General features: G+C 64.1%; 14 protein-coding genes. 8 read left to right on the top strand and 6 right to left on the bottom strand.

Features of this window, described 5'->3' with window-relative positions; translation table 11 throughout:
* Positions 1-60 precede the first annotated feature (60 nt).
* Positions 61-1518, top strand: coding sequence for a hypothetical protein (locus tag DKB74_RS15770; RefSeq protein WP_109809143.1), 1458 nt, complete (start codon positions 61-63; stop codon positions 1516-1518).
* A 54-nt stretch (positions 1519-1572) separates the two neighbouring features.
* On the opposite strand, the gene DKB74_RS15765 is transcribed toward DKB74_RS15770, so the two are convergent.
* Together DKB74_RS15765 and DKB74_RS15760 are read right to left on the bottom strand one after the other, a co-directional pair.
* Positions 1573-2571 (bottom strand): LLM class flavin-dependent oxidoreductase, encoded by a 999-nt coding sequence (locus DKB74_RS15765; protein ID WP_109809142.1) that lies wholly within the window; start codon positions 2569-2571, stop codon positions 1573-1575.
* A gap of 45 nt (positions 2572-2616) precedes the next feature.
* Positions 2617-4965, bottom strand: coding sequence for a S8 family peptidase (locus DKB74_RS15760; protein ID WP_239987556.1), 2349 nt, complete (start codon positions 4963-4965; stop codon positions 2617-2619).
* Between the two features lie 131 nt (positions 4966-5096).
* Between DKB74_RS15760 and DKB74_RS15755 the strand changes: the two genes are divergently transcribed.
* From DKB74_RS15755 to DKB74_RS15740, 4 genes are all read left to right on the top strand, one after another.
* Positions 5097-5768: a pyrimidine 5'-nucleotidase gene (locus DKB74_RS15755; protein ID WP_109809141.1), complete on the top strand. Its 672-nt coding sequence runs from the start codon at positions 5097-5099 to the stop codon at positions 5766-5768.
* The gene (gene dapD, locus DKB74_RS15750; RefSeq protein ID WP_109809140.1) at positions 5765-6586 is read left to right on the top strand and encodes a 2,3,4,5-tetrahydropyridine-2,6-dicarboxylate N-succinyltransferase; all 822 of its coding nucleotides are present in this window, start codon (positions 5765-5767) and stop codon (positions 6584-6586) included. The genes DKB74_RS15755 and dapD overlap by 4 nt, the downstream gene beginning before the upstream one ends.
* 76 nt (positions 6587-6662) lie before the next feature.
* On the top strand, positions 6663-7436 hold the full coding sequence (locus DKB74_RS15745; RefSeq protein ID WP_109809139.1) for a tryptophan 2,3-dioxygenase: 774 nt from the start codon (positions 6663-6665) through the stop codon (positions 7434-7436).
* The gene (locus tag DKB74_RS15740; protein WP_161956889.1) at positions 7433-8590 is read left to right on the top strand and encodes an aminotransferase class V-fold PLP-dependent enzyme; all 1158 of its coding nucleotides are present in this window, start codon (positions 7433-7435) and stop codon (positions 8588-8590) included. Before DKB74_RS15745 ends, DKB74_RS15740 begins: the two co-directional genes overlap by 4 nt.
* 55 nt (positions 8591-8645) lie before the next feature.
* On the opposite strand, the gene DKB74_RS15735 is transcribed toward DKB74_RS15740, so the two are convergent.
* Together DKB74_RS15735 and DKB74_RS15730 are read right to left on the bottom strand one after the other, a co-directional pair.
* The gene (locus tag DKB74_RS15735) at positions 8646-9074 is read right to left on the bottom strand and encodes a CoA-binding protein (RefSeq protein ID WP_109809138.1); all 429 of its coding nucleotides are present in this window, start codon (positions 9072-9074) and stop codon (positions 8646-8648) included.
* Between the two features lie 10 nt (positions 9075-9084).
* Positions 9085-10023, bottom strand: coding sequence for an Mrp/NBP35 family ATP-binding protein (locus tag DKB74_RS15730; RefSeq protein WP_109809137.1), 939 nt, complete (start codon positions 10021-10023; stop codon positions 9085-9087).
* Between the two features lie 70 nt (positions 10024-10093).
* Here DKB74_RS15730 and hflK point away from each other — a divergent pair, with 70 nt between their 5' ends.
* The 3 genes from hflK (at position 10094) to DKB74_RS15715 (ending at position 13731) form a co-directional block, all read left to right on the top strand.
* A complete protein-coding gene (gene hflK, locus DKB74_RS15725) occupies positions 10094-11251 on the top strand; it encodes a protease modulator HflK (RefSeq protein ID WP_109809136.1) in 1158 nt (385 codons plus the stop codon).
* Positions 11251-12117 carry a protease modulator HflC gene (gene hflC / locus DKB74_RS15720; RefSeq protein WP_109809135.1) on the top strand — a complete coding sequence of 289 codons (867 nt, stop codon included), beginning with the start codon at positions 11251-11253 and terminating at the stop codon, positions 12115-12117. Before hflK ends, hflC begins: the two co-directional genes overlap by 1 nt.
* Positions 12118-12225: 108 nt before the next feature.
* A complete protein-coding gene (locus DKB74_RS15715; RefSeq protein WP_109809134.1) occupies positions 12226-13731 on the top strand; it encodes a Do family serine endopeptidase in 1506 nt (501 codons plus the stop codon).
* Between the two features lie 88 nt (positions 13732-13819).
* Here DKB74_RS15715 and DKB74_RS15710 read toward each other — a convergent pair whose 3' ends face one another.
* Together DKB74_RS15710 and DKB74_RS15705 are read right to left on the bottom strand one after the other, a co-directional pair.
* Positions 13820-15103, bottom strand: a complete 1284-nt coding sequence (locus tag DKB74_RS15710; RefSeq protein ID WP_109809133.1) for a glycoside hydrolase family 130 protein — start codon at positions 15101-15103, stop codon at positions 13820-13822.
* A gap of 36 nt (positions 15104-15139) precedes the next feature.
* Complete coding sequence (locus tag DKB74_RS15705) at positions 15140-17413, bottom strand: glycosyltransferase (protein WP_109809132.1); 2274 nt, start codon at positions 17411-17413, stop codon at positions 15140-15142.
* Positions 17414-17445 lie beyond the last annotated feature (32 nt).

Below are 17445 nucleotides of genomic sequence, written 5' to 3'. Positions count from 1 at the left end.
CCATCTTGTCGTCATTGCCCGAGCGCCTATCCTGATCGCAGCAGCTTTGGGGGAAGCGCTGTGCACATCGCCGTTGAAATCGCCGTTTTCTCGCTCTTCTTCATCGCCGAGATTGCGATCCTGCTGGCGCTGGGAGTTCTGAACTTCTTCACCGAATTCAAGATTCCTTCGGTGATATTCAATGGCGTGTACGGAATTGTCTCGGCTTTCTTTCTGGCGTCGAAATTCTGGTTCCTGTTCGGCGTCTGGCACGGTTTTTTCCTGACGGTCGCATGCGCAGTTGCGGTCGGGGCGGCGCTGCTTGGATGGATCATCCAGGTCGCGTCGGGAAACTTCAGCGACGAAAAGAATCAGCGCGCGAATCTGGTTCAGGCCACGGCCAATACCGTTACGTCGGGAAAGGTCGAAACCTTGTTGATCGCGCTGAGCGCAGCGGCTTTCCTGACGATATTGGTCGCGGTGTTCCGGCTATCCTTCGCCTATCATGCCGGCGACGAAAGCGCGTTGCCCCGGGCATTGTTTCTTTATTTCAGCATTGGTGCTCTGCCCGGTGTCGTCATCGGGTTGCGTCAGATCGCGTCGATGGCATTCGACCCGTTCATCGGGCCGGTAACGCGCAATGTGCTTGCCGCCGCGTCGATCGGCACGTTTGCACTGGCATTGTGGCGCGCAATCTATCCGTTCCTGGAAGCGGGAGTCGATCACCAGATCGTTTTGGGCGGCGTAGCGCTCAGTTCACTGTCGATCACGATCCTGATTCTCATTCTGTATGTAGCGTTCGTGCTGTTTCCCCTGTGGGCAGGCAGTTTGCGCTACCGCAGCGAAAGCGACGATATGCTCGCCGGGACGCGCCGCCTGAACCGTGAAACGAGTGAGTTGATGGCGTTGCAAATGTCGCCGGATCTTTTTGAAAGGCAACGCAGCTTTCTGATCTTTCGCCTGAACGCGCATCTGATCAAGATGTTCAAGAACGACAAGATGCTCCGCTTTTATGCGTTCGAGCGCTGGGCGCCGCGCACGCTTTTCTTTCAACGACGCAAATGGCTTTCCAATCGGCACATCTATCTGCCTCCTGAATCAGCGGACGGGGAATCGCCGCCGCATGCGGACTGGCCCACCTGGTTTGACCACCTGATCGGAGCAAAGCGGCAAGTGCCATTTTATCCCGGCATAGAGGTTTTGCGGGAAACCATTGTCGATGCGCTGCCCGGGTGGCTCGACCGGGTCCAGATTTTTGACGACCTGGTCAGCATCGAAATGGAGTTGCGCGGATCGGCGCCTCAGAATGCGGGGGTGCTGGCGCGGATGGCGCTGGTGCGACTGGAGAGCAATGCCGAGAAAAAGCAGCGCTCGACATTGACCGGGTTGCTGGTTTCCGCAGTCAGCGTGGCATTGACGATCGCTGTCGGCGCATATCCCGACCGAATACGCGTTGGGCTCGACTGGCTGTTCGGAGGGGCAAGTCCAAGTGCGACCACCAGCACGACCGCGCCGATCGAGAGGTTGCGGCCGGATTAGGTCGAGATGTTCGCCATTCCGGCGCCTCGGCGGTGCCGTTTACGGGTTCACGACCTAGGCCGGTTCGAACGCGCGCATTGCTTCGGCGGCAATCGCGAAGCTGCGCTTGCGGGCCTCGAAATCATAGATCGAGCTGACGAACATGATCTCGTCGACCTGCGTGCGTTCGATAAAGGCGGCGATCTGTCGCGAGACGCTTTCCGGGCTGCCGATCGCGGCGCAGGAAAGCACCGAATCGAGCACCGCGTTTTCCCGGGGACCCAGCGATTCGCGATAGCCGGGCACCGGCGGGGGCAGCGGAATGCCTTTTCCGGTAGTGCGGATCGCAACGAAGGTCTGCTGCGCCGACGTGGCGAGCAGCGCGGCTTCCTCATCGGTGTCGGCGGCGAAGACATTGAAGCCGAGCATCACATGCGGCTTTTCTAGGACCTGCGACGGGCGGAAATTGCGGCGATAGGTCTCGATCGCCTCGTCCATCTGCCCCGGCGCGAAATGCGAAGCGAACGCATAGGGGAGCCCCAGTACGGCGGCGAGCTGCGCACCGAACAGGCTCGATCCCAATATCCACAGCCCGGGCCGTGCGCCCGCGCCGGGCACGGCCTGAATCCCGGTTTCGCCGTCATCGGCGAAATAGCTCTGCAGTTCCATGACATCGCGCGGAAAGGCCTGCGGGTCGCTGGTCAGCGTTCGCCGCAGCGCCTGTGCCACGCGCTGGTCCGATCCGGGCGCACGGCCCAGCCCCAGGTCGATGCGACCGGGATAGAGCGCGTCGAGCGTGCCGAATTGTTCGGCGATCACCAGCGGGGCATGATTGGGAAGCATGATGCCGCCCGCGCCAATGCGGATGCTCTTCGTGGCGGCGCCGACATGGCCGATCACCACCGCCGTCGCGGCGCTGGCGATCCCGGCCATGCCGTGATGTTCGGCAACCCAATAGCGTTTGTATCCGGTCGCTTCGGCATGGGCGGCGAGTTCGGCGGCCCTTGTCAGCGCTTTACCAACGGTCCCGCCCTGAATGACGGGAACCAGATCGAGCATCGCATAATCGGTCATGGACGGAGAGATGGGGAGCCCGACGCGGCTCCGCCACTCCTTGCGTCAGAAGGAAAACTTTGCCTGTATGGCACCGCCGACATCATCGGGCATCGCCGCGATATTGCCGGGATCGCGGCGCCAGAAGAGATTGGCGCCCCAGTTTCCGCCACCGAACCCGGTCCAATAGCTTGCTTCGACATCGATTTCGCGACCCTGTGGCGTCAGATTGACGCGTTGTCGCGACCAGTCGCTGACTGTTTCGGTGGCATAATCCCATCCGGCAGGCAGCGTGAGGTTCAGCCCGCCGCTGCTGACTCGCAAGGGCTGCGAAACGCGCAGGCCGAACCGGTCATAGCGCGCGAAGATCCCCTGTTTGCCGATATCGGCGGCAAAGCCGTTGGTACGGATCGTGCCCGATCCGATAATGCCGCCGCGCAGCCGCGCCTGGGTCCAGCCCTGACGCCACGAAGCGCCCGCCGTGAAGCCATCGCCCAGCTGATAGCGCGCGGCGAGATCGACGAACCAGCTTTGCGCGCCTGCCGAACCGAGCGCGCCGCTGAACCGGGCGCCCAGCACGCTGTCTGCCTCGCGCAGCCGCGACCCCGTGACGCCCAGCCGCAGATCGCCGAACCGGCGGTCGAGCGCGAGAGTCATCCGGTCATAGGCCATTCGGTCGCGTCGCCGCGCAAGATCGGGTTCCTGCGCAATCGAGCGTGTGAGTACATCGCCATATTCGGTGGCGAAGCTGACGCCCCAGGGGCCGAAACGCTGGCGCAGCGCGACGGAGGTTCCGCTGTCGCTGTCGAATCCCGATCCGGTCGTCGGATCGCTTGCGATCAGGAATGCCGGATCTTCACGCCCCGCCAGCCGGGCGGTCAGCGCGCCGCCGCTTTCCGACGCGCCGAACGCATATTGCAGGTCGCTTCCCATCCGTCCGGTGATCGACGCGGCGATCAGCCGCGCACGCTCTGCATCCTGGGTGCCGATGGCCAGCCGTTCGATCCGTATGCCTTCGCGGCCGGGCGCGATCCGCACCGCAATACCCATGTCGCCATAGCCGAGCGAAAAGCCCTGCTGCCGTCCCGCCAGCGCGCCGGTAAGCCGTTTTGTCGGAGCGGCGCGACGGATTGTTCCGGCGAACTCCATCGCAAAGGCACGGTCGAATCCGTCGAGCACCACCATGCCGAGCGTGCCCTGTCGTGCATCGCCCATTGGTGAGGAAAGCGTCGCGTTGACGCTGGTCGAAGCCACGGCGCGCGTGCCCGCGACCGATGTCGTTCCCACCGGCTGGAATGCGCGGGTGAGGTCGAGGATGCCGCGGCCATAAATGGCGTCGGTGCCCGTCGCGCCCGCATCGCGCGCCGTGGTGAAGAGCAGCTGGACGATCTCGCCGGGGGTCAGATTGGGAAACGCCTGGGCGAGCAGCGCGACTGCGCCGGCAATCTGCGGCGCGGCAAAGGACGTGCCCGACCAGAGATAGGGGGTGTTGGTCTCATCGGGTGCGCGCACCGATTCGCCGACGGCGGCGAGATAGACATTCTGGCCCGTGCCCGCCCGGTTGCTGAAATCGGAGATGGTATCGCCGGCGTCGACCGAGCCAGCGATGATGATCAGTCCGTTCGACTGGGCTGCGTTGGTCGCAGGCGAGGTGAAGGGATCGGGATTGGCTTCGCTGTCATTCCCGGCGGAGATCACAATGATCACCCCGGCTGCGGTTGCGCGCGATATCGCCTGGATCAAGGTCGCGCTCGGCGCGCTTCCGCCCAGCGAGATATTGACGACGCGCGCACCGTTGTTCCGGGCGATGTCGAGCCCGCGCGCAATGTCGCGATCATCGAAACTGCAGCCGCTGTCTTCGTCGGCCGGATCATAGGTGGCGCAGCTTCCCGGCGAATCGGCGCGCAACACGATCAGTTGCGTGTCGAACGCGACGCCATGGGTTCCGGCGCCGTTGCGGCGCCCCGCCAGCGTGAAGGCGACGGCGGTACCGTGCCCCCCTTCATCGTCGAGCGTGCCGTTTCCCGCCGTGTCGCTCGATACCGAAAGGATGCGACAGCTTCCCGTACCGACTCCGCCCGAACAATCGCCGAATTCCTCGCTTTGCAAGTCGATGCCGCTGTCGATGATGCCGACGCGGATGCCGTTGCCGGTCGCGCCGTCCTGATAGGCGGCGAGCGCGTTCATCGAAACCGCGCCCACCGTCGCGCGATATTCGGCAGTGTTATAGTCGATCGGCGTAGGGGTGGGCGTCGGTGTCGGCGTATCCGGCGGAGTTGGCGTCGTCGGCGGGGAAGGCGGGGGTGGTGGCGTGTAACTGGTGCCGCCGCCACCGCCGCCGCTGCACGCCGCAACCAGCATCGCGCCGCCAAGCCCCGCTGACTGAAACAGCCGTCCGCGCAACTTCGAACCCATCGCCATCTCCCGTGCCCGATCGATCCGTGATGCCGCGGATCGGTTAATTCCCTGATAGCAGCAAATTCGCGCGAGCGTCTTTTTCCGCTCGCCCGTTGCGGCGCCATCCCTCAGGTTCTAGACGGCGCGCGATGCCAGCCTCCTTGTCCCATGTGCGTAACTGGATCTTCGATCTCGACAATACGCTCTATCCGGCGAGCACGGGGCTGTTCGCGCTCGTCGATCGGCGGATCGGCGACTATGTTGCACGCCTGCTTGACCTCGACCCGGTCGAGGCGCGGCGCGTACAAAAACATTATTTTCATCATCATGGCACGACGCTGAACGGATTGATGGCCGATCACGGTGTCGATCCGCACGAATTCTATGCCGATGTCCATGATATCGAACTCGATGCACTGGCCCGCGACGAATCACTCGTCGGCGCGATCGCGCGACTGCCCGGGCGCAAGCTGATCTTCACCAATGCCGATGCGCCCTATGCCGAGCGTGTGCTCGATCGGCTGGGCCTGACCGGCGCGTTCGAAGCGATCCACGACGTGCATGCCAGCGCCTATCGGCCAAAGCCCGATCCGGTGGCGTATCGCGGCCTGTGCGATGCCTATGACCTCGATCCCGCGCAATCGCTTTTCGCAGAGGATCTTGCCCGCAATCTGAAACCCGCCAAGGACATCGGGATGACCACCCTATGGGTCGACAACGGATCGGAGCAGCCGCCGAACTGCACCGACCGCAGCTATGTCGATCATATTGTGTCCGATCTCGCGGCGTGGCTGCACGCCATCATGGAGGAACAAGCGTGAACGACCTTTCCGCAACGATCGACGCCGCCTGGGAAGCCCGGGCCGATATCGGCGCTTCGACGCAAGGTGCTGTGCGCGAAGCAGTAGCCGAGGCGCTGAACCTGCTCGACAGCGGTCAGGCGCGCGTCGCCGAGCCGAAGGGCGATGGCGGCTGGCAAGTCAATCAGTGGCTCAAAAAGGCCGTGCTGCTCAGCTTTCGCCTCAACGACAATGTCGTGATGCCGGGGCCGGGTGGCGCCAACTGGTTCGACAAGGTGCCGAGCAAGTTTCACGGCTGGGGCGAAGAAGCGTTCCGCAAGGCGGGATTTCGCGCCGTTCCCGGCAGCATCGTCCGCCATGGCAGCCATATCGGCAAGGGCGCGGTGCTGATGCCGAGCTTCGTCAATATCGGTGCCTATGTCGGTGAAGGCACGATGGTCGATACCTGGGCGACGGTGGGCAGCTGCGCGCAGATCGGCAGGAATGTGCATCTGTCGGGCGGCGCCGGGATCGGCGGCGTGCTCGAGCCGCTGCAGGCCGACCCCGTCATCATCGGCGACGGTGCGTTCATTGGGGCGCGCGCGGAAGTCGCCGAGGGCGTCCGCGTCGGCGAAGGCGCCGTGCTGTCGATGGGCGTTTATCTGGGCGCATCGACCAAGATCGTCGATCGCGCGACCGGCGAAGTGTTCCGCGGCGAAGTGCCGCCCTATGCCGTGGTCGTGCCCGGCAGCATGGGCGGCGGCGATGGAAAGCCCAGCCTCTATTGCGCGGTGATCGTCAAGCGTGTCGACGAACAGACGCGCAGCAAGACCAGCATCAACGAATTGCTGCGCGACTGATCCTTGGCAGCGCGCCGGGGCCAGGCGATGCAGCACGGGCTGTTGCGTCCGCCCGGCGCGCGCTAAAGCGACCGGCATGACCAACGATATTCAAGACATGACCTATGGGCGCTATCTGGCGCTCGACGACCTCCTTGCCGCGCAGCATCCGATTTCGGAAAAGCATGACGAGCTGCTGTTCATCGTCATTCACCAGACCAAGGAATTGTGGCTGAAGCAGACGATCGCGGAGATCCTGCTCGCCAAGACGCTGGTCGGCGAGGGGCGGCTGATCGAAGCCTATAAAAGCCTGGCGCGCGTCAGCCGCATCCAGTCGGTGATGACGCTGAGCTGGGAGATATTGGCGACGATGACGCCGAGCGATTACAGCGAATTTCGCGGTGTGCTCGGCACGTCGTCGGGGTTTCAGTCGGACCAGTTTCGCGCGGTCGAAACGCTGCTGGGCCTGCGTGGCGGCGGCGAGCCGGGCCCGCTGACGCTGGAATTTGCGGGCATGCCCAGCCTGTGGGACGACGCCAATGCGGCGCTTGCCCGTGCCGGTTTCGCATTGTCCGACGCCGTGCTGAACCGCGACTGGGCCACGCCCTATCAACCGTCGGCGGAAGTCGAGGATGCGTGGGCGCAGGTCTATCGCGACACCGACAAATATTGGGACCTTTATCAGCTTGCCGAAAAGCTGGTCGATATCGACGACGCGCTCGCGACCTGGCGCCACAAACATGTGCTGACCGTCAGCCGCATCATCGGCGGCAAGCGCGGGACGGGCGGAACGGCGGGCGTGCCCTATCTGCAGTCGACACTGTCGAAACGCGCCTTTCCCGAACTCTGGACGCTGCGGACGCAGCTGTGAGCGCCAGCTACAAGCATCTTTTCCAGCGCAGCCTTGCCGCCGCGCCCGACCGGCTGCACTTCGCCGCGCACAGCCATCATCTCTGGCCCGATGCCAGCTATGTGGGTCAGGTTGCCGCGTGGCAGGATGCGGCGCGGCTGGCCGATCGCAAATGGGCGCGGGTGATGGAGGAACTATGGCCCGCCGCGCAGGAGCATGTCGCGCGCGAGATCGGTTTGCCCGATCCGGCCAGTGTCGTTTTCGCCGGCAACACGCATGATTTTCTGATCCGCATTCTGTCGGCGCGCGGCAAGGCGCCGGTGCACATCCTGACGACCGATGGCGAGTTTCACAGCTTTCGTCGCCAGGTCGCGCGCTGGGTAGAGGCAGGGCGTGTCGTGCTCGAAACCGTCCCGGTGCGCGAGGGGTTCGAGGCGATGTTCGTCGAGCGCGCGCTGTCGGGCGACCATGACCTGATCTTCATCAGCCAGGTGATGTTCGGCACCGGTCATGTGACGCAGGGGCTCGATCGGCTCGCCGCGCTGTCGCGGCCCGACGGGCCATGGCTGGTGATCGACGGCTATCATGGCTTCATGGCGGTCGAGACCAATTTCGCGCCGCTGGCCACCAGCGCCTTCTATCTCGCCGGCGGGTATAAATATGCGATGGCGGGGGAAGGGGTTGGCATTTTGCACGCCCCGCCGGGTTTCGGGCCAAGGCCGGAAATCACTGGCTGGTATGCCGAATTCGACGATCTTTCGCTGCCGCCGGGGCACGTGGGGTATGCGCCCGATGCGCGGCGATATATGGGCGCGACGTTCGACCCGTCGGGGCTCTATCGCTTCGTTGCGGTGCGCGACATGCTTGCGAACGAAGGGATCACCACCGCCACCGTGTCGGCGCATGTCGCGACCTTGCGCGCGCAATTGCTCGACGGGATCGGCGATACGGCACTGGGCGAGGCCGAATTGCGCAATCCGCCGGGCGAAGGGCCGCAGGCGCGTTTCCTGGCGTTCCGCACGCCGCATGCCGCCAGGTGGCAGGAGGCGCTGGCGGCGCAGGATGTGATTACCGATGTGCGCGGCGATGTGCTGCGGATCGGGCTGGGCCTGTATCACGACGCGCGCGACATCGCTGTGCTGCTGGCTGAACTCGGGCGGCTGCATAGCCGTTAAGTACCGTCGTTCGCACTTCGACTGGCGCAGCCCGAACGGGTTTCGGTCGTCGCGCTTATGCGACCGGTTCGACGCCCAGCCGGGGAATCTCGATCTTGGGGCACCGGTCCATCACGACCTTGAGGCCTGCCGCTTCGGCGCGGGCTGCCGCTTCGGCGTTGATCACGCCCAGCTGCATCCACACCGCCTTGGCGCCTGCTTCGATTGCCTGATCGACAGCCTCGCCGGCGGCTTGCGAATTGCGAAAGATATCGACGATGTCGATCGGTTCGCCGACCTGCGAAAGCTCGCGAAACACGAACTCGCCATGGATATGTTCGCCGGTTATCGTCGGATTGATCGGGATGACGCGATATCCCTGTTTCTGCAGATATTCCATCACGCCATAGGATGCGCGCGCGGGATTGTCGGACGCGCCGATCATCGCGATCGTACGGGATTCCTTCAGCAGGGCGGCAATATCTTCGTCGCGAGTGAGCGGCATGGCTTGCTCCTTATTGCGCGAGCCATTGATCGACCTTGCCCGCTATTTCAGCGAACGCAGAGGCATCGGCTGCGTTCCCGGCGTCGGACGCTGTGCGGATCGCGATGTCGAGCGGGATTCGGCCCAGAAAGGGGATTCCCAGCTTCTCCGCAGCCGCTTCCGCGCCGCCCCTCCCGAACGGATCGGAGATTTCGCCGCAATGCGGGCAGGCATAGCCGGCCATGTTTTCAATCAGCCCGATGATCGGAATATTGACCTTGTTGAACAGGTCGATCGCGCGAGTGGCGTCGATCAGCGCCAGATCCTGCGGCGTCGATACGATCACGGCGCCGGCGGGTTTGTGCTTCTGCACCATCGTCAGCTGCACGTCGCCCGTGCCCGGGGGGAGGTCGAGGATCAGTGTATCGGTATTGCCCCAATGCGCATCGACCAGCTGGCCCAATGCGCCGCCCGCCATGGGACCGCGCCACGCGATCGCCTGTCCCTCCGGCACCAGCGCGCCCATCGACAACAGCGGAATGCCGTGCGGCGTATCGAGCGGGATCAGCTTTTCGTCCTTCGCCTGTGCCTTGACGCCTTCCCTGCGCAACAATTTGGTCTGCGAAGGGCCATAGATATCGGCATCGACCATGCCGACCCGGCGCCCTGCGGCCTTCAGTGCGATGGCAAGGTTGGCGGCGACAGTCGATTTGCCGACTCCGCCCTTGCCGCTGGCGACGGCGATCAGGCGGCGCTGCACGCGTTCGCTGGTCTGGAGGACGCGGACTTCGGTAATGCCCGGCAATGCCTGTGCCGCCGCTTTGACGTCGGCCTCCAGCGCATCGCGCGCCGATTCGGGCAGGCCCGTCACATCGAGTACGATATTGGCGCGTCCGTCGACGACGCGGGCAGTGGCACGCCCGGCGGATATGGGGGCGAGGGCGGCTTCCAGGGTGGCTCGTTCGGTCATAGCGGCCAGATAGGGAACAAATCGCCCGCTGCCACTGTAATTCCGCGACTGCATCCCTATAAAGGCTCGCATGGTAACAGCATCTCGCCTGCGTAAATGGGCAGGCATTTTGAACAGCGAGGGGCCCAAGAGCCCCTGGGGCGGCGGTGGCGGCAAGGGCGGCTCCGACGATTCGGGCAGCAATGATTCGGGCAATGGCGGCCCGCGCAACCCCTGGGCTTTTCCCCCCGAGGGCAAGCGTCCCCGTCCCGGCGGCAGCACGACGCTGGATGAATTGCTGAAACGCGCGCGGCGCGGTGGCGGCAGCGGCGGTCCGGGCGGCCCGTCGGGCGGCATGCCGACGCTTCCCGGTGGCAAGGGCATATGGGCGCTGATCATCGGCGGTCTGCTCCTCGCCTGGGTGGCGCTGACCAGCTTTCACACGATCGGCCCCGAGCAGCGGGGCGTCATCACCTATCTCGGGCGCTTTGGCGGGGTGCTCGGCCCGGGCATCTATCCCACCTGGCCGGCACCGTTCGCGTCGGTCGCGATCGTCAATGTCGACGAGATTCAGGTGGAGAATTTCCCGAAGGGCGAAGAGACCAACCTGATGATCACCGGCGACCAGAACATCGTCGATCTGACCTATCAGGTGAGCTGGAACATCGCCAATCCGGAAGCCTATATCTTTCAGATCGAAGATCCCGAGGACACGGTGCGATCGGTCGCCGAAAGCGCGATGCGCGCGGTGGTCGCCACGTCGACGCTCGACGAAACGCTCGGTGCCGGGCGCGACGTGATCGAAGTGCGCGTGCAGCAGATGATGCAGGATATTCTCGACGAATATAATTCGGGCGTTCAGGTGCGCGGTGTGGCGATCAAGAACGCCGCTCCGCCGTCGGAAGTCGAAGACGCGTTCAAGGCCGTGACCGCCGCGCAGCAGCAAGTGCAGACCGATCTCGACAATGCCCGCGCCTATGCCGGGCAGATCGTCGCACAGGCTCAGGGCAACGCCGCCGAGTTCGACAAGCTGTACGAACAATATCGGCTCGCGCCCGAAGTGACGCGCCGCCGCATGTATTATGAGACGATGGAGCGCGTGCTCGAACATGCCGATACGACAGTGGTCGAAGCGCCGGGCGTGACCCCCTATCTGCCGCTTCCCGAACTGCGCCGCCGCGCGGCAGCGGGCGAGCAGACTCCGGCCCAGGCCCAGCCCCAGGCTGGCCAGCAGGGGGGAGGCAAGTGATGTCCGGTCTCCGCAATCCGATGGTGATCGGCGTCGTGGTGCTTTTCGCGCTGATCGCACTGATGAGTTCGGTCGCGATCGTGCCCGAAACCAAACAGGCGGTGGTGCTGCGCTTCGAAAAACCCGTCGCGACGATCAATGCCTGGCGCGCCAATGAAGCGTTTGGCCAGAATACCGGCGCGGGGCTTCACTTCCGCGTGCCGTTCCTCGATCGCATCGTGTGGGTGGACAAGCGCGTCCAGGGCGTGACGCTGGATGGCCAGTCGGTGCTGTCGACCGATCAGCTGCGCCTCGAAGTCGATGCCTATGCACGGTACCGGATCGTCGATCCGCTACGCATGGTGGTGACGGCGCGTACCGAACAGGGCGTGGCGCAAAAGCTGCAGCCGCTGCTCGGCTCGGCGTTGCGCAACGAACTGGGCAAGCGCGAGTTCGCTGCGCTGCTGAGCCCCGAGCGCGGGCAGGTGATGGACAATATCCAGAGCGCGTTGCAGCGGCAGGCCAGCCAATATGGGGTCCAGATCGTCGACGTGCGGATCAAGCATGCCGACCTGCCCGCGGGATCGCCGCGCGATTCGGCGTTCAAGCGGATGCGTACCGCGCGGAACCAGGAAGCGGTGACGATCGCCGCACAGGGCCAGCGTGACGCGCAGATCATTCGCGCCAATGCCGATGCCGAGGCCGCGAAAATCTATGCCGCCGCATTCGGCAAGGATCCGGAATTCTATGGCTTCTACCGGGCCATGCAATCCTATCGCTATTCCTTTGCCGGACAGGGCACGACCAATCGCGACGACGGCAGCCGTCCGTCGATCATCCTGTCGCCGGACAATGAATATCTGAGGGAGTTCAGGGGGCGCAGATAATCGGGGGAACACCGAAACTGTCGATCTGTTCATATTCAATCAGCGTTCAGGATCCGGGGAGCAAAACCTCCGTCCGGGGGCTGGTTACCTGACGAAAAGGACGAAACCGTGCGCTACGCATATGCACTGACGACTGCTCTCCTGCTTGGCGGCGCGGCCGCCACGATGACGGTTCATCAGCCGGCGGGTGCGCAGACGGCGCAGAATGAGCCCGGCGCGATTCAGGCGCAGGCGCCGCGCCCCAATGCGCCGATGAGCTTTGCCGAGATGGTGGAAAAGCTTCAGCCGGCAGTCGTGAATATCTCGACGACGCAACGCGTACAGGTGCCCAACAATCCGTTCGCGGGCACGCCCTTCGGCGATTTCTTCGGCAATCGCGGCGGTAACGGATCGCGCACGCAGGAAGCCGAATCGCTCGGTTCGGGCTTCATCATTTCCGATGACGGCTATGTCGTGACCAACAATCACGTGGTCGCGCCGGGCAATGCCAGTGCGGTGGTCGAGGCGATCACCGTGACGCTTGCCGACGGGCGCGAATTCAAGGCCGATCTGGTCGGCCGCGATGCTCAGTCGGATCTGGCGGTGCTCAAGATCAAGGGCGAAGGCCTTCCCTTCGTCCGCTTCGGCGATTCGACGGCGGCGCGGGTCGGCGACTGGGTCGTCGCGATCGGCAATCCGTTCGGTCTGGGCGGCACGGTTACCGCCGGCATCATTTCCGCGGTACACCGTGTGACGGGCAGCGGTGGCGCCTATGACCGGTTCATTCAGACCGATGCCTCGATCAATCGCGGCAATTCGGGCGGCCCGATGTTCGATCTCAACGGCAATGTGATCGGCATCAATTCGCAAATCTATTCGCCCACGGGCGGCAATGTCGGCATCGGCTTCGCCATTCCGGCCGAAGAAGCCAAGCCGGTGATCGATACGCTGATTTCGGGCGGCACGATCCAGCGCGGCTATCTGGGCGTGCAGATGCAGGATCTGACCGACGATCTGGCCGATGCGCTCGGCGTGCCGAAGGGCAAGGGAACGCTGATCGCGCGAGTCGAGCCGGGTCAGGCGGCGGCGAAGGCCGGGCTGAAGGCCGGCGACCTGATCGTCAAGGTGAACGGCAAGGACGTCACTCCCGATCAGACGCTCAGCTATCTGGTGGCCAATATCTCGCCGGGCACGCGCGTGCCGGTCGAGCTGATTCGCGACGGCGACCGCAAGACGGTGCAGGTGACGCTCGGCAACCGGCCGAGCGATGAGGAACTGGCCGGATTCGATCCCAATGCGGAATCGCCCGCCCCCGAGGCGCAGAGCCCCGAAGCGGCTGCCGCCTCGCTGGGCGTGCTGGTACGGCCGCTGACGCCGCAAATTGCGCGCAGCGTCGGCATCGATCCCGACACCGAAGGCGTGGTCGTGCTGCGCGTCGATCCGTCGAGCGATGCCGGACAGAAGGGCATTCAGCGCGGGGACGTGATTTCGAGCGCGAATCGGCAGCCGGTCAAATCGGCCGACGACCTGGCGAGCGTTGCGGCGCGCGCCAAACAGTCGGGCAATGGCACGGTGGTCGTCTATATCCAGCGCGGTCGTGTCGGCCGCTTCGTCCCGCTTGAGGTCGGCGGCTGATCGCACTTCGCGAAAGGGATCCGGGGCCAACCGGCTTTCGGGACCAACGGGCATTCGGGGCCGTCGGACGCATCAGCGCCCGGCGGCCTCAATTCATTTGTTCGAGCAGCGAGGCAATCGGCACAAAGGCGAAGGCGACCGAGCTGTCGGCGACGCCATAGGGAATGAAGATCATGTCGCCGTGGCGGATCGCGCCGCAGGTATAGACGACATTGGGGACATAGCCTTCGCGGTCCTGATCGGCGGCGGCCAGGATCGGCTCGCGCGTCCGGCCGATCACTTTCGACGGATCTTCCTTGTCGAGCAGCACCGCGCCGATCGAATATTTGCGCATCGCGCCGACGCCATGGGTGAGCAGCAGCCAGCCCTCGTCCAGTTCGATCGGCGGGCCGCAATTGCCCATCTGCACCAGTTCCCAGGGATAGACGGGCGTGATCAGCAACCGGCCTTCGTCCCAATGGGTGAGCCGGTCGCTGTCGATCAGGAAGATATTCTCACCATCCTGGCGACCGATCATCATGTAACGGCCACCCACCTTTCGCGGGAACAGCGCCATGCCCTTGTTCCGCGCGGCGCTTCCGGTCATCGGCACCATGTCGAACGCGCGCCAGTCGGTCGTCCGCATCATTTCGGACTGGATCACCGACCCGTTATAGGCGGTGTAGGTGCCGATCCATTCCTGGCTGCCGTCATCATGCCGGAAATCGCATAGCCGCAGATCCTCCAGACCATTGGATTGCGCGGCGGTGATCGGGAAGATCACGGTGCCCGACAGCGTCGAATCGCGGTGCCGGTGCACCGTAATCGGCCCCTGCGGCACGTCATTCTCGTCGCCATGCGTGTCGGTCGCGGTTGCAAAGGGCGGCTCGGGCGCCAGCTTCATTTCGCAGCGTTCGGTAATGATCCCTTCGCGAAACGCGATCGAGGAAATATGCCCTTCGCCGACCGCGCGCAGCGACATGATGACGCGCAGCGAGCCCCGGGGCATGCCGGTCTGATCGTGATGCGGGACCGCGCTGGGGTTCATCAGCGCAGCGGCGGCATAGCTGTATTCGTGGCAGAAATAGGCGCCGATCAGCTGTCGTTTCTCGTCGCTGATATTGCCGCCGTCGAGCCCGAGCTGCGCCTCGATCTCTTCATAGCGGGTCATGAATACGCGGCGCGTTTGCCAGTGGCGCGCTTCGAAATCCTTCAGCACGGTATCGAGCTGCGCGCGCGCCTGCCCGGGCGACATGTCGAGCACTTCCTGCACCAGCCGCTCGCTGCGACTGGGTCCGGAACCGTTCGATTGCCAGGAGATATGAAAGGGTCGAACCACCACTCGCGAAGGATCGGCATGGAGCCGAAGCGAATGGCGATATAATTCCAGCATGCGCGTCCCCGACCAGTGCGTTGCCGGCGGCTGGTATCAGGCGACGGCTATCTCTGGTCCTGCCACGTTTCCGGCGACCTTTGAAAGGGCTGAAATCGTGCAGGAGGCGAGTTGCAGTGCCAATATCGACTCCGCACCCTGATTGCGGTTGAGCCCGGTGGGCATCAGCCCGTCGAAACAGCCCCCGTCCTGGGCAGTGACCAGCGGCACTTCCAGATCATTTGCGCCGAGATACCAGCGATAGGCGCGCATCGCTTCCTCGACCCAGCGCTGATCGCCGGTCGCGGCGAAGGCGGCGTCGCAGGCATCGACCATCGCCTGAGCCTCCAGCGGCTGCTGGTCGAACGGCAGCGGTTCTGCATAGGGCCGCCCGAAGCTTTCGGTGCCGACCGCGCGAAACCGGCCTTCGGGCGAAATCTGCCGTTCGCGAATCCATTCGAGCGTTTCGATGCCCGTGGCGATGAAATCGGCCCGTTCGAGCGCCTTGCCCGCGCGCAGCAGCGCTTCGGGAAGCCGGGCATTGTCATAGGCGAGGACGATTTCGAACCAGCTCCATTCGGGTCGTCGCGCCTTGTCGAGCAGCGATATCAGCTCTTCGCCGAAGCGGGTGAGCATTTCGCGCGACAGCGAATGGCCGGGATGCGCCGCAAGCATTTCGGTCGCGCCCAGCATTGCGAACGCCATTGCACGCGGGCTGCGCAGTTTCAGCGCCAACGTCGCCGTCGCGTCGTAGAGCGACCGCGCCCAGTCGCGATGCTTGCGCGGTGTCGCGCAATGGGCGGCGACGCCCAGCGCCCAAAGCGTCCGGCCGTTCGAATCTTCCGACCCTTCCTCCTCGCTCCAGCTGCGATCGAACTTCATGAAGTTGCGAAAACGCTGTTTTTCGGGGTTCCAGGCGAACTGGATGAACGAGGCATAGATGCCGATCCATTTGTCGCGCACGACCGGGTCCAGCCGCTCGATCCGGCACATCAGGATCAGCGCGCGGGCATTGTCGTCGATGCAATAGCCATGATTGCGATCGGGCACCGAATAGATCGAATGCTGCAACATGCCGGTGGTGTCGCTCATCCGCTCGACTGCGCTGATATCGGGTTCGAGCGGCGCGAGGGCGGCAACGCGCTTGGTCAGGCGGCGCGGGCGGATGGTCAGCGCATCGCCCAGCACGGCCATCGTCCGTTCGGCAAAACGCGACCACAGCATCGTGCGACCGAGCGCATAGGCGCGATGCGAAAGCGACTGGCGCGCGGCGTCGCTGGTCAGCAGCCGCCGGATTTCGCGGGCGAAACCGCCGCTGTCGCCAAAGCCGACCAGCACGCCATGGTGATCGGCCAGAATCTCGGTAGCGTGGACATAGGGGGTCGAGACGACTGCCTTGCCCACGCCGACGGCATAGGACAGCGTGCCCGAGGTAATCTGCGCGGGATTGGAATAGGGCGTGGCGTATATGTCGGCGGCCTGAAGATAATCGAGCAGCGCCTCCTGATCGACAAAGGCGTCGACGAAAGCGACGTGATCCGCCACGCCTTTCTCGGCGGCGAGCGCTTTCAGCCGGTCGCGATAGAGTTCGCCTTCATGCGCGACCAGGTTGGGGTGCGTCGCGCCGAGCACGACGTAGAGCGCCGACGGTTCCGCGGCGACGATATCCGGCATCGCCGCGATCAGCGTTTCGATCCCCTTGTTGGGGGCCAGCAATCCGAAGGTCAGAATGACCTTGCGGCCTTCCCAGCCGAATCGCGGCTTCATGGCTTCCGGTTCGACAAAGGCCCGGTCGGGAACACCATGCGGGATGGTCACGATCGCGCGGTCGTCGGCGCCGTGCACGCGCTTCAGGATTTCGCGGCCCTTTTCGGCCATCACGATGACCTTGCTGCATCGGCGCAGCAGCGCTTCCATCACGCGACGTTCGTCTTCGCTGGGATGTTCCAGGATGGTGTGCAGCGTCGCGATGACGGGAATAGTGACGCGATCGATCAGCGCGATCAGATGTTCGCCTGCCGCGCCGCCATAAATGCCATATTCGTGCTGGATCCACAGCACCTGCGCGCCGCTTGCTTCGATCTCGCGCGCTGCAGCCAGATAGGCAGTGCGCTCATGCTGTGCGATCGTGCCCGTGACTTCGGCGGGATAGTCGTAGCGGCCGGGAAAATCGTCCATCGCGTACACATCGACGCGCAGGTCGGGATAGCGCTGCTTCAATGCCGCGCGCACATCGGTCGTGAAGGTGGCGATGCCGCATTTTCGCGGAAGAAAATTGCCGATCAGGGCGATATGGCCGACGGACGAATGCTGCGACGGTAGCGGTTTCACGGCGGTCCCTTCAAAGATCGGGACTTTCGGGG

Origin of the sequence: Stakelama portus (assembly GCF_003171655.1) — a bacterium.
In the GTDB taxonomy this organism is placed as follows: Bacteria; Pseudomonadota; Alphaproteobacteria; order Sphingomonadales; family Sphingomonadaceae; genus Sphingomonas; species Sphingomonas portus.
The sequence above is the reverse complement of the archived record's forward strand: the minus strand, read 5'-3'. Positions and strand labels throughout refer to the sequence as shown.